The 12360-nt window shown below is 65.3% G+C and carries 9 protein-coding genes; 3 read left to right on the forward strand and 6 right to left on the reverse strand.

The genetic code is table 11. The annotated features are described in order from the left end of the window. Positions 1-41: 41 nt before the first annotated feature. The 3 genes from RP6297_RS04980 to RP6297_RS04990 all read right to left on the reverse strand — a co-directional run bounded on the left by RP6297_RS04980 (position 42) and on the right by RP6297_RS04990 (position 4763). Complete coding sequence (locus tag RP6297_RS04980; RefSeq protein WP_009277374.1) at positions 42-1118, reverse strand: metallophosphoesterase; 1077 nt, start codon at positions 1116-1118, stop codon at positions 42-44. 5 nt (positions 1119-1123) lie between these two features. After that, positions 1124-3769 carry a DNA mismatch repair protein MutS gene (mutS, locus tag RP6297_RS04985; RefSeq protein WP_009238463.1) on the reverse strand — a complete coding sequence of 882 codons (2646 nt, stop codon included), beginning with the start codon at positions 3767-3769 and terminating at the stop codon, positions 1124-1126. A gap of 97 nt (positions 3770-3866) precedes the next feature. Further along, the gene (locus RP6297_RS04990) at positions 3867-4763 is read right to left on the reverse strand and encodes a LysR family transcriptional regulator (RefSeq protein WP_009238462.1); all 897 of its coding nucleotides are present in this window, start codon (positions 4761-4763) and stop codon (positions 3867-3869) included. Positions 4764-5007: 244 nt separating this feature from the next. Between RP6297_RS04990 and RP6297_RS04995 the strand changes: the two genes are divergently transcribed. Further along, a complete protein-coding gene (locus RP6297_RS04995) occupies positions 5008-6864 on the forward strand; it encodes a methyl-accepting chemotaxis protein (protein ID WP_009238461.1) in 1857 nt (618 codons plus the stop codon). A 75-nt stretch (positions 6865-6939) separates the two neighbouring features. Further along, a complete protein-coding gene (locus RP6297_RS05000; protein WP_009238460.1) occupies positions 6940-8757 on the forward strand; it encodes a methyl-accepting chemotaxis protein in 1818 nt (605 codons plus the stop codon). A gap of 12 nt (positions 8758-8769) precedes the next feature. On the opposite strand, the gene RP6297_RS05005 is transcribed toward RP6297_RS05000, so the two are convergent. The 3 genes from RP6297_RS05005 to RP6297_RS05015 all read right to left on the reverse strand — a co-directional run bounded on the left by RP6297_RS05005 (position 8770) and on the right by RP6297_RS05015 (position 11304). Then, positions 8770-9474, reverse strand: coding sequence for an MOSC domain-containing protein (locus RP6297_RS05005; RefSeq protein ID WP_009238459.1), 705 nt, complete (start codon positions 9472-9474; stop codon positions 8770-8772). Continuing rightward, positions 9471-10175 (reverse strand): glutamine amidotransferase, encoded by a 705-nt coding sequence (locus RP6297_RS05010; protein WP_009238458.1) that lies wholly within the window; start codon positions 10173-10175, stop codon positions 9471-9473. The genes RP6297_RS05005 and RP6297_RS05010 overlap by 4 nt, the downstream gene beginning before the upstream one ends. 316 nt (positions 10176-10491) lie before the next feature. Next, positions 10492-11304 carry an inositol monophosphatase family protein gene (locus RP6297_RS05015; protein WP_009238457.1) on the reverse strand — a complete coding sequence of 271 codons (813 nt, stop codon included), beginning with the start codon at positions 11302-11304 and terminating at the stop codon, positions 10492-10494. 133 nt (positions 11305-11437) lie between these two features. Here RP6297_RS05015 and RP6297_RS05020 point away from each other — a divergent pair, with 133 nt between their 5' ends. Further along, positions 11438-12322 carry an RNA methyltransferase gene (locus tag RP6297_RS05020; RefSeq protein ID WP_009238456.1) on the forward strand — a complete coding sequence of 295 codons (885 nt, stop codon included), beginning with the start codon at positions 11438-11440 and terminating at the stop codon, positions 12320-12322. The last annotated feature ends 38 nt before the right edge of the window (positions 12323-12360 follow it).

Genomic DNA, 12360 nt, shown 5'->3' on the forward strand with positions numbered 1-12360 from the left:
GTTTATCGAGATACGAGAACGGGAGCTTCGGCTCCCGTTTTTTATTGCGCCGGCGCCGGCGCGATTTCCGGCGTGGGGGCGGGCGTGTTGTCGAGGCGGCGGCTGCGTATATGGAACAGTGGCGTGCGGCCGGGCGTGACGGACACCTCAAGCCAGCGATCGAGCACCGGCGAACCATAGGTGCGTGCGCGCATGACGTGCGCGTCCGGGCGGCCGTCTTCGTCCTTGAGCGGGCGGTCGAGCATGAACGTCTGGCTGGCGCCGTGAATGAGCAGAACGGCACCGTCGTAGTCGCGCGTGAGCGATCGCATCTGGCGCTTGAGTGCAAGGTAGCCGTCATGCGAGCGGCGACGTAGCAAGCCGTCGAACAGATTGGGCGCGCGGCGCCGTTCCCAACCATCTTCAAAGAGTGGATCGGCCTGCATCATGACGACTACGCCGGCCATCTTGCGCTGGTGCGCGACAGCGAAGGCGCGTGCGAGCCATTGGCGATTGGCTTCGAGGCGGTCTTCGTATTCGCCGTTGCGCCCGCCCGCGGTCTTGTAGTTGTTGTTGTCGCCGGGCACGTTGAGGGTGACGAACAGCACGTCGTTCATCGTCCAGCGCGTGTTTTCGCGGTAGCTGCGGAACTTGGCCTGATCCGACTGGCGCATGACCGTCATGGTGCGCTGGCCGAGCGTGCTGTCGTCGGGGTAGAACAGCTCGCGCAGGCGCAGCAGGCGCTCCACCGGGTCGAAACTGCCTGCGGCGGGGCGCTGGCAGTCGCTCCAGTCGTGGTCGCCCGGGATGTAGATGACGGGCGCGATCAGGCTGTCGAGCAGGTCATGGCGCGCTTCGAGCAGCGTGTCGGAACACGCTTCATCGCGGCCCTTGAGGTTGCCCAGATGGACGACGAAGGCAGGGTGTTCGGCGTCGATGGCGTCCAGCAGTGCGCGCACGGGGGCGACATCCTCGGCGCGGTCCGGCACGTTGCCGATCACCGTAAAGGTGAAGGCGCCTGGCGCGTCAGTTGCAGAATTCGTGCCCTTGGGTGCAGCTGGTACAGCCACCGGCATCAGCATCGCCAACGCCATGGCGATGCATTGAAACGTGCGGGAAACTGCGCCGAGCCGGGTCATCGGAATCAAGCGGACGGTCTCGCCAGCGCCTTGAGCCGGTACAGCGCATCGAGCGCTTCACGCGGCGTCATGTCATCGGGATCGATGCCGGCGAGTGCCTCCGTCAGTGCGCTGTCGGGGGCTTCGGCGTCGTCGTTTTCGTCGTCGATGGGCGTATCGGCGGCGAGGGCGAAGAGGTCCAACTGAGGCGTGGCGCCGGTGTCGGCGGAATGCTGCTCCAGCCACGCGAGCCGCTTGCGCGCGGCGCGAATGACCGGCTGCGGCACGCCCGCCAGCTGCGCGACCTGCAGGCCGTAGCTCTGGCTCGCCGGCCCTTCCTGCACAGCATGCAGGAAAACAATGCCGTCACCATGTTCGACGGCGGAGAGGTGCACGTTCGCAGCCTGAGCGAACTCCTGCGGCAGTTGCGTCAGTTCGAAATAGTGCGTGGCGAACAGCGTGTGGCTGCGGTTGTGCGACAGCAAGTGACGCGCAATCGCCCAGGCAAGCGCCAGGCCGTCGAATGTGCTCGTTCCGCGGCCGATCTCGTCCATCAGCACCAGGCTGTTGGGTGTGGCGCGGTGCAGGATGGCAGCCGCTTCCGTCATCTCAACCATGAAGGTGGATCGGCCACCCGCCAGATCGTCGGCCGCGCCGATGCGCGTGAAGATACGGTCGATTGGGCCGATGACTGCGGCCTCCGCCGGCACAAATGCGCCCACGTAAGCGAGCAGCACGACGAGCGCGGTTTGCCGCATGAAGGTCGATTTGCCGCCCATGTTTGGGCCCGTGATCAGCAGCAGCTTGCGCGCCTCCTGCAGCATGCAGTCGTTGGCGACGAACTGTTCGACTTGTTGTTCGACCACCGGATGGCGTGCGCGCGTCAGCTCAATACCGGGTGCGTCCGTCAGCATGGGGCGCGACCACGACAGCGCATGCGCACGCTCGGCCAGCGTCGCGAGCACATCGGCCTGTGCCAGCGCGGCGGCGATACGTTTGAATTCGGCCAGGTGCGGCAACAGTTTCTGGAGCAGCTCTTCGTAGAGGAGCTTTTCGCGCGACAGGGCACGGTCCTGCGCCGACAACGCCTTGTCTTCGAACGCTTTCAACTCGGGCGTGATGTAACGCTCGGCGTTCTTCAGCGTCTGGCGGCGGCGGTAATCGTCCGGTACCTTGGCGGCCTGGCCGTTGGTGACTTCGATGTAGAAGCCATGCACGCGGTTGTATTCGACGCGCAGATTGGCGATGCCGGTGCGCTCGCGTTCGCGGGCCTCCAGATCGACGAGGAACTGGCCGCAGTTTTCCGAGATGTCGCGTAGCTCGTCGAGGTCGGCATCGTAACCGCGGGCGATGACGCCGCCGTCGCGCACCATCGCTGCCGGCTCTGCCATCACGGCGCTCTGGAGCAGGGCGTGCGCGTCTTCGGGCAGGGTGAGCGCGGCATACAGCTCGGCTAGCAGCGGTGCCGCATCGCTTTGCGGCAGTTCTTCGCGAATCTCCGGCAGGCGCGCCAGTGTGTCACGCAACGACGACAGATCGCGCGGGCGTGCCGACAGCAGCGCCAGTCGCCCGGTAATGCGCTCCACATCCGACAGCGTGCGCAGGGTCGCACGCAACGTTTGCCAATCGCTGCCGAGCAGCACCTCGATGGCCTGCTGCCGCGCTTGGGGCACCGCGCGATCCCGCAGCGGATGATGCAGCCAGTGGCGCAGCAGGCGGCTGCCCATGCTGGTCGCGCAGGTGTCCAGCAGCGAAAACAGCGTCGGCGATTCCTGCCCACGCAGCGTCTCGGTCAGCTCCAGATTGCGGCGTGTGGCGGTGTCCAGGCCGATGAATTCGCTTTCATGCTCGACGGTGAGGCCGATCACGTGGCGCAGGGATTGGCCTTGCGTGGCCGCTGCGTAATTCAGCAGCGCACCGGCAGCCGCCAATGCGGCCGTCAGCGTTTCCGCGCCAAAGGCGACGAGGCTCGCGACGCCGAGTTGCTCGCGCAGGCGGCGGGTGCCGGCTTCCACGTCGAAGTGCCAATCGGGCAGGCGCGTGCGGGCAACATCCACTTGGAGGGTGTTGAGCGTTGCATCGTCGGCCAGCACCTCGGCGGGGCGGATGCGTTCGAGTTCGCGGTCGAGCTGGTCGGGGCTGCACTCCATCACGCGCAATTCGCCGCCGACGAGGTTGAGCCAGGCCAGACCGATCAGCGGTGCGGCGCCGCGCTTGCCGGGCAGATGTGCGATGGCCAGCAGATGGTTGTTGACCTTGTCGGAGAGCAGCGCGGCGTCCGTCAACGTGCCGGGCGTGACGACGCGCACGACCTTGCGCTCGACCGGTCCCTTGGTCGCCGCCGGGTCTCCGATTTGCTCGCAGATGGCGACGGATTCGCCCAGCTTGACCAGCTTGGCGAGGTATTGCTCCGCAGCGTGGAACGGGATGCCCGCCATACGGATCGGATGCCCGTTGGAACTGCCGCGTGCGGTGAGCGTGATGTCGAGCAGGCGCGAGGCTTTTTCGGCGTCTTCAAAGAAGAGTTCGTAAAAGTCGCCCATGCGGTAGAAGACAAGCGTGTCCGGATGCCCCGATTTCAGCCTCAAATATTGCTGCATCATCGGGGTGTGCTTGTCGAACGGGCCGTATTTCGGGTCGATCTCCAGAACCGGAGCGGAGTGTTCAGCCATGAGTGCTCAAAGCGCAGCGCGCCGCCCGTTGTGATCCGATCAGGCCGCGCGCGGAAGGTGTTGAATCGCGCAATTGTTGCATACCAGCGATGCTGCTTCACTGCTTATCGTCGGCGAGCCGGGCTTCGAGAAAATCGAGAAAGCACGCGATCCGCGAAGCCAACTGCGTGTTGCGGTAGTACACCGCGTGAATCGGTTGCAGCACCTCCACCGTGGCGTCCGACAGCACCTGCACAAGGTCGCCTGTGCGCCGGTCTTCCACGGTTATGAAATCCGCCAGACAGACGATGCCGGCGCCTTGCAGTGCAAGCTGGCGCAGGGTTTCTCCGCTGGAGGCCTTGAGCGTGGGCTCGATGCGCAGGCGATCGCCGTACGGGCCGCGCAGGGGCCATTGGTTTAGCGATTCCGGCTGCACGAAACCGAGCAGGGCGTGCTTCTGCAGGTCATCCACGTGGCGGGGCCGCCCGTGCGTTTTCAGATAGGCAGGGCTCGCCAGCACGCGCAGCCGCCGCGTGCCAAGCAGGCGCGCACGCAGGGTGGAATCGCGCAGCGTGCCGATGCGGATTGCCACGTCGGTGTCTTCTTCCAGCAAATCGATGATCAGGTCGTTGGTGTTCAGCTCCAGCTCGATCTGCGGATACCGTGCGCGGAAGTCCGGCACCAGCGGCGCCACCACATGCAGCATGAACGGCATGGCAGCGTTGACACGCAGGCGGCCGGCAGGCTGCTGGCGGCGCAGGGCGATCTGCTCCTCGGCCTCGTCGACGGCGGCGAGGATCCTGCGCGCCTGCGCCAGAAACGTCGCGCCCTCGTCGGTGAGCGACAGCCGCCGCGTGGTGCGCGAGAGCAGGGTGGTGTCCAGCTTTTCTTCCAGGCGGCGCAACGCGCGGCTCACGCCCGACACCGTCTGGCCCAGCTGCTCAGCCGCCGCCGTGACGGAGCCCGTATCGACGACGGTGCGGAAGGCAAGCAGTTCTTCGAGCGTGGTTTTCATCGTCGATTATCAATTCCAGATCAACAGAATTCTGCCCAATATGGCTTCCTCTGCAAAGATCGCGTGCGGCGCGGGGCGCGGGGCGCGGTGGATGGGCGCAAAGGGAGCGATGCCGGCCATTGCCCGGGTTCGCCCCCTCAAGGTTGGCGGCCGGCCTGCCGATAGACCATTCGGACCCTTAAAACATAGTGGGAGCGCATTTGCGCAAATGGCGCCTTGCGGTTCCGCTTCCGGAGACTCTGGAATGAGCAAGCTCAGCTTTCGCCAAAAGCTTTGGCTGCCGCTGGTCATCAGCCTTGTCGCGCTGACGTTGATCTCGGTATTCAACGCGTATCAGGCGCGCGAGATCCGCGTGGAGGAGCGCAAGAACAACCTCGTCAGCGTGACGACCATGGCCATGAACCTGGTCAAGCAGTACGACGACCTGACCAAGAACGGCACGTTGAGCAAAGACGCCGCGCAAAAGCAGGCGATCGACCGTTTCAAGGCCCTGCGCTACGACAAGGACGGCTACTTCACCATCACCAGTTCCAACAACGTGGTGGTGATGCACCCGATCAAGCCGGAGTTCATCGGCAAAGACCAATCCGGCTTCAAGGATGCACAGGGCAATGCGGTCTATGCGGGCTTGACCACTGCCGCCAAAGATCCGAAGGGCGGATTCACCAGCTATGTCTGGCCGAAAGTCGGCGGCACGGATCCGGTGCCGAAGACGGCATTCGCGATGCGCTATGAGCCGTGGGACTGGGTTTTCTCGACCGGCGTCTACATGGACGACATCAACGCTGCATTCATGACGTCGCTTTACCAGACCGGCGGCCTGCTTCTGCTGGTGGGCGGCTTGCTGGTGCTGCTGGGCAGCGTTGCGAACCGCAGCCTGCAGCGCACGCTGGGCGGCGACCCCGCCTACGCGGCTGACGTTGCCAACCGCATTGCCGGCGGCGACCTGACGGTGGAGATTGCCACCCGTGCTGACGACAACGACAGCCTGCTCTACGCGATGAGCCGCATGCGCGGCGCGCTTGTGGACACCATCGGCCGCATCAAGGGCGCGTCGGAAACCATTGGCACCGCTACGCGCGAGATCGCCAGCGGCAACCTCGACCTCTCGTCGCGCACCGAACAGCAGGCCAGCTCGCTCGAAGAAACGGCTTCGGCCATGGAGCAGCTGATGTCGACCGTGCAGCAGAACGCCGACAACGCCCAGCAGGCCAACCAACTGGCCGCGTCCGCCTCGGATGTGGCCGTGCGCGGCGGCGATGTGGTGACGCGCGTGGTGGAAACCATGGGCTCCATCAACGCGTCGTCCCGCAAGATCGTCGACATCATCGGCGTGATCGACGGCATTGCGTTCCAGACGAACATCCTTGCGCTGAATGCGGCAGTGGAAGCCGCACGTGCTGGGGAACAGGGCCGTGGTTTTGCCGTGGTGGCCGGTGAGGTGCGCAGCCTTGCGCAGCGCAGCGCCGCTGCCGCCAAGGAGATCAAGGCGCTGATCGACGATTCCGTCGTCAACGTGGATGCAGGCAGCGCGCTGGTGGAAGAAGCCGGCACGACCATGCGCGAGATTGTGGCGAGCGTGAAGCGCGTGACCGACATCGTTGGCGAGATCTCGTCCGCCAGCCAGGAACAGCGTTCGGGCATTGAGGAAGTGAGCCACGCCGTCACGCAGCTTGACGACGCCACGCAGCAGAACGCCGCGTTGGTGGAGGAAGCGGCCGCCGCAGCGCAATCCCTGGAAGAGCAGGCGGTGAGCCTGACCCAGGTGGTGGCGCAATTCCGCTTGGATGCGCACGCGCTGCGTGCCCCCGCCATGGTGGCCAGGGTTGAACCGGAGGTTGTGCCGGTCAAGCCCGTCGCAGGTGCTGCTCCGGCGGCGCCCAAGGAAGAAGCGCCGCGACGCGAAGCCGCCAAGCCGAGCACCGAAGCCGCCAGGCCCAAGCTGACGTCGCGCAAGCCGCCTGTGCTGCGAAAGGCTGCTGCCAAGCCGGTCGAGCGAACCGAAAAGAAGCCGGCTGCACCGGCAGCGATCCCCGCGAGCCTGACCAAGGCGAAGCCTCTGGTCGCCGCTGGAGGCGACGCCGACTGGGAAACGTTTTGACCCACGATTGACCTTCACCTCGTTGACCCCGCACACCGCAAGCATGGGCTTGCCTGCGGGGACGCCGGAGACAAGATGGACCGCGTTTTGAAGAACACCAGCGTGCGCGCTGGCCTGCTGGCGATTCTGATCACCTTTGCACTGATGATTGTGGTCGGAGCTGCGGTGGGTGTGCTGGCGCTGCGTATCACCAACGCCGCGACCGAGCGCGTGCACGCGATTTCCGATCGCAGCATGCTGCTGAACGACGCGTACAAGGACATGCAGCGCGCACGTACCGGCATGTCACGCTTATACAGCGTCCTGCGTGAAAACATGGACGAGGCTGCCAAGACGGCAGCGCTTGCCAGTTCGGAGAAAGGCCTGAAGAAGGCTATCGAACAGGTGGAAGCCTTCAAGAATGCGCCACGCATCGAAGGTGTCGACGAGTCGCTGCGCCAGGCAATCGTCCAGGCCGCGCAGACGCACATCGAAGCCGTGCAGCGCGCCCTGGCGGCGTTGCGCACCGGCGACGCCGCTGCGTATGCGCAGCTCAACTACAAGGACGTGACGGATACCGGCGCCGCGTGGTCGGTGCAGATCGAGAGCTTCCAGCAGCTCGTCAAGAAGCTGGCCAAGGACGAGGCAGACGATGGCCGTGCGCGTTACGAAACGATCCTGAAGTTCGTGGCGCTCGGCATTGCCATGGCACTCGCGTTGATCGTGGCGGTGTTCTACGGTCTCAAGGCCTTTGTGATCACCCCGCTTAACGAAGCCGTAGCCGTGCTCAGCCGCGTGGCCGAGGGCGATTTGGCCGTGCACGTCAAAACGGGTGGCCGCAATGAACTCGGTCGCCTGCTGGCTGCCGTGGGCCGCATGCGTGAGAGCCTGGTGAAGACCGTGCGCCAGGTGCGCAACAGCTCGGACTCGGTCAACACCGGCGCGCACGAAATCGCCAGCGGCAACCTCGATCTGTCTTCGCGTACCGAGCAGCAATCGGCCTCGCTCGAGAAGACGGCTGCCAGCATGGAGCAGATGACCTCAACCGTCACCAACAACTCCGAGAACGCCCGCCAGGCCAGCGCGCTGGCGTCGAATGCCGCAGACCTGGCTTCGCGTGGCGGCGAGGTGGTGCGCGGCGTGGTGGCGACGATGGACGACATCAGCGCCGGCTCGCGCAAGATGGCCGACATCATTGGCGTGATTGACGGCATTGCCTTCCAGACCAACATCCTCGCACTGAATGCGGCAGTGGAAGCCGCCCGCGCCGGCGAGCAGGGCCGCGGTTTTGCCGTGGTGGCGGGCGAGGTTCGCGCGCTGGCTCAACGCAGTGCTGCTGCCGCCAAGGAAATCAAGACGCTGATCGACGATTCGGTGTCGCGCGTGCAAGCGGGGCACTCGCAGGTGGCGCAAGCCGGCGAGACCATCACCGAGACGGTGGAAGCCGTGCGTCGCGTGGCCAATATCGTTGAAGACATTGCTTCGGCCTCGGCCGAGCAGACGCAGGGCATCCTGCAGATCGGTCAGGCTGTGACGGAAATGGAGCAGGTGACACAGCAGAACGCCGCGCTGGTCGAACAGGCGGCCGCTGCCGCGCAGTCGCTGGAAGAACAGGCGCAGAACCTCACGCAGGTGGTGTCGCAGTTCCGGCTGGATGGCGCAGAGACCGCCGCACTAGTCGCGCAAAAGCAGGAGAAGATGGCCAAGCCTGCGGCCAAGGCCACTGCCAAGCCAGTCAGCGCAGCCAAGCCCGCACGTGCCGCGCTGCGCAAGCGTGAACCGAAAACGTCAGTTCAGCCGGCGGCGTCGGCGCCCGTCGCCGTGGTCGCGGTCGCTTCGGCTGCCGCTCCCGCACGCAAGCAACCACTGGCTGTAGCTGGCGGTGGTTCCGGCGCCGATTGGGAAACGTTCTGATCGGTTGAGAACTCAAGCGTCGAGCGCTGGGCCATCGATGCGTTTGGCCCAGCTTTCCACCTCGCCACGCGCAAGGCGGCCTTCCACCAGCTTGCGCCACGACGGCGTGAGCGGCAGCCTCAGCATGTCGGTCAGCGCCGCACGGTCGAGCATGTTGCGGTAAAGCACATCGAGCACGCGCGACAGCGGCCATTGCGGCCACGGGCGCTCGAGCCATTCCAGCGTATCGCCGGCGCGCAGCGTGCCGCCTTCCAGAACCCGGTAATACCAGCCCGTGCGGGCCGTGTGTTGCACGCGGCGCGCCATGTCGCGCGTGTTGAAGCGGTCGTTGAGCTTCCAGCACGGCTGGCGCAGTTGCGACACTTCCAGCATCACACTGCCCGCACGCAGACGGTCGCCCACGCAAATGTCCGCTTCGGTGATGCCGGTGGTGCTCACGTTCTCGCCAAACGCACCGGGCTGGGCAAGCAAGGGTTGCGCGCCGATATCCGCTTGCCAGGCCGCGTAGTGGTCGAATGGGTAGTGATGAATCGCCTTGTCAGGGCCGCCGTGCACACGCAGATCGCCTTGCTCATCGCCCACGATGCCGTTGATACCGACCTCCACTGCGTCGCGCACGGGCCGCTTGTCGATGGCGCTGCGTGAGCCTGGGCGCGTGTAGTCGACCACGCGTCCGGCGAGGAGGGTGTCGATGCAGATGGGGCCGGGCAGCCTCATGCGGCCTCCACGCAGTCCAGCCAGGCAGCGAAGACCTCGCGTGCGCGTTGCGTCAGGCGTTGCGCTACCGCAGGCGCCTGTGCACGCAACGTGCGCGGGTCGATACCCGCTGCGCCGAGTTCCGCTGCATGCCCGATCAGCCACGCTTCCAGCTCCTCCAGATTGGCCTCCAGATGAAATTGCAGCGCGAGAGCGTGGTTGCCGATGGCGAAAGCCTGTTCTGCACAAACTTCCGTGAACGCCAGCCGTCGCGCGCCGGGCGGCAAGTCATATCGATCGCCATGCCAGTGCAGCACCGGCGTGCCGTCGGCCAGGGGCGCGAGCGGTGAGTCGGCACCTTCCGTGGTGAGCGTGATGGGTGCAAAGCCGATCTCCTTCACGCCCATCGGCTTGACCGCCGCCCCTAATGCCCGCGCCATCAACTGCGCGCCCAGGCAGATGCCGAGCAACGGCTTGCGTGCGGCCAGTCGCCGCGCAATGGCGGCCGCTTCATCGCGTATGAACGGATACGTTGCATCGTCGTACGCACCGATGGGCCCGCCCAGCACGATCAACAGATCGGCGTCCATCATGTCGTCGGTCGGCACCGGCTGCACGCCCACGTCAACGGTCCGCACCGCGTAGCCGCGCGCTTCCAGCAGCGGCTGCAGGATGCCGAGGTGCTCGAACGGCACGTGGCGCAGGGCGAGGGCGGTTTTCATGGCGTGCGATGAGGTTGATGGCGGGCTTATTGTGAATGAGGGGCGCGGCGCGCAAAACCCGTGCGGTTTGCGGGGGATTGTTGCGGGACGCGGCGCATTCCCAATGCACCTTGCAATCTGCCTTCTATCGACCTCAGTGCGATACCCCTCGCGTTATCGCAGCATGGCGACGTGAGCGCTGCCGGAACCGGTGCCGAGGCCGGGATATGGTGTTTTATTGAGCGAACCGCGTTTCCGGGTAGCTGCGTATTGCTGGATAGCCCAAACAAAAAGCCCTCGCACCGGGCGAGGGCTTTTCAGCACGTGCTTGAAGCAATCAAGCCTCAGCCTTCGACCGCGAGAACGGCGAGGTGAACTTGATCATCTGCACGAATGCCTTCGGGTTGCCGGCCAGGATTTCACCTTGGTCCAGATAGCCCGATTCGCCGGTGTAGTTGCCCACCAGACCGCCCGATTCCGTCACGAGCAGCGAGCCTGCGGCCATGTCCCACTTGCTCAGGCCTTGCTCGAAGAAGCCGTCGAGGCGGCCGCAGGCGACGTAGGCGAGGTCAAGCGCGGCGGCGCCGGGGCGACGCAGGCCGGCGCAGTTTTCCGTCATGGTCGCAAACAGGCGGGTGTAGTCGTACAGGCCTTCCAGGTCGCGGTAGGGGAAGCCGGTGCCGATCAGGCAGTCAGCCAGCTTGTCGCGGCGCGTGACGCGAATGCGGCGGTTGTTCAGGAACGCGCCGGCGCCCTTGGAGGCGGTGAAGAGTTCGTCGCGCGTCGGGTCGTACACCACGGCCTGCGTGACGACGCCACGCTGCATCAGCGCGATCGACACGCCATATTGCGGAAAGCCGTGGATGAAGTTGGTGGTGCCGTCGAGCGGGTCGATTACCCAGACGTTTTCGCTGGCGGTTTCGCCGTCGGCCCAGGATTGGCCGGACTCTTCCGCTAGAATCGCGTGATCGGGGTAGGCAGTCTTGATGACTTCGATGATCGCTGCTTCAGCTGCGCGATCGACTTCGGTGACGAAATCGTTGTGTTGTTTGCGCTCGGTGCGCAGGCTATCGACGTCGAAGGACGCGCGGTTGATGACGGTGCCGGCCTTGCGAGCAGCCCGGACGGCGATATTGAGCATCGGATGCATGTGGGATCTCCGCGCCTGACGCGCCGATTTTCGGAAGCGGCCGCAGGCGAAACAACACAACGAATTGTAGAAGAACGAGCGGCGGGCCAATCTTGCGATCCTGCCCGCCGTCAAAAGAGTGGCCGTATTGTATATGAACCCCGCGTCCGGCGCCCCGCGAATTGCGCCAATCAGCACACCGAACACCACCCCCGCCGACCCGGATACGCTGCGCCAGCGTGCCGTGCGGTGCCGTTTCGTATTGGTCGAGACCAGCCATCCCGGCAATGTCGGCTCCGCAGCACGTGCGCTCAAGACGATGGGGTTTGGCGAGCCCGGCAGCTTCGTGCTCGTGCGCCCGCGCGAGGCTGACGCCCAAAGCCACGCCGATGCCGTTGCCATGGCAAGCGGCGCCGATGATGTGCTGGCTGGCGCCCGCGTGGTCGACGACATTGGCGAGGCGCTTGCCGGTGCCTCGCTCACCATCGCGCTGACAGCCCGTCCGCGCGAATTCGGGCCGCGCCGCATCGGCCCGCGTGATGCAGCGGAAGAAGTGGCCGCGTTGCTGGCCGCGCCGGACACCACCGTCGCCTTCGTCTTCGGCAACGAGCGATTCGGTTTGCCCAACGAGGTGGTGGAGCGCTGCCACGTCGTCACGCACATTCCCGCCAATCCGGCGTATGCCTCGTTGAATCTGTCGCAGGCAGTGCAGTTGATTGCGTACGAAGTGCGCATGGCGCTGCTGGCCGGCACCGGCACGGGCGACACGCGCATGGATGGCGTCGGCTTTGTCGGCGAGCCGGCCACCGCCGAGCAGATCGACGGGATGTTCGAACATCTGGAGCAGGGCCTGGTCGAGATCGGTTTTCTGGACCCCGCTCAGCCGAAAAAGCTGATGCCGCGCCTGCGGCGTCTGTTTGCCCGCACGCAGTTGGAGGCCGAAGAGGTCAACATCCTGCGCGGGATCGCCAAGCGCATGCTCGGCCGCCGCGCCGAAGCTGCCGCGCCGCCCACCGGCGCTGCCGACGACTGTCGCTGATCGCCCTGAAAGCCGCCCGTTGTTGATCAGACAGGGCG

The organism is Ralstonia pickettii (assembly GCF_016466415.2).
In the GTDB taxonomy this organism is placed as follows: Bacteria; Pseudomonadota; Gammaproteobacteria; order Burkholderiales; family Burkholderiaceae; genus Ralstonia; species Ralstonia pickettii.

Coding starts and splice junctions, on each gene's coding strand:
- RP6297_RS04980 (WP_009277374.1), bottom strand. CDS start 1,118: ATGACCCGGCTCGGCGCAGTTTCCCGCACGTTTCAATGCATCGCCATG.
- RP6297_RS05010 (WP_009238458.1), bottom strand. CDS start 10,175: ATGAAAACCGCCCTCGCCCTGCGCCACGTGCCGTTCGAGCACCTCGGC.
- mutS (WP_009238463.1), bottom strand. CDS start 3,769: ATGGCTGAACACTCCGCTCCGGTTCTGGAGATCGACCCGAAATACGGC.
- RP6297_RS05005 (WP_009238459.1), bottom strand. CDS start 9,474: ATGAGGCTGCCCGGCCCCATCTGCATCGACACCCTCCTCGCCGGACGC.
- RP6297_RS05015 (WP_009238457.1), bottom strand. CDS start 11,304: ATGCATCCGATGCTCAATATCGCCGTCCGGGCTGCTCGCAAGGCCGGC.
- RP6297_RS05000 (WP_009238460.1), top strand. CDS start 6,940: ATGGACCGCGTTTTGAAGAACACCAGCGTGCGCGCTGGCCTGCTGGCG.
- RP6297_RS05020 (WP_009238456.1), top strand. CDS start 11,438: ATGAACCCCGCGTCCGGCGCCCCGCGAATTGCGCCAATCAGCACACCG.
- RP6297_RS04990 (WP_009238462.1), bottom strand. CDS start 4,763: ATGAAAACCACGCTCGAAGAACTGCTTGCCTTCCGCACCGTCGTCGAT.
- RP6297_RS04995 (WP_009238461.1), top strand. CDS start 5,008: ATGAGCAAGCTCAGCTTTCGCCAAAAGCTTTGGCTGCCGCTGGTCATC.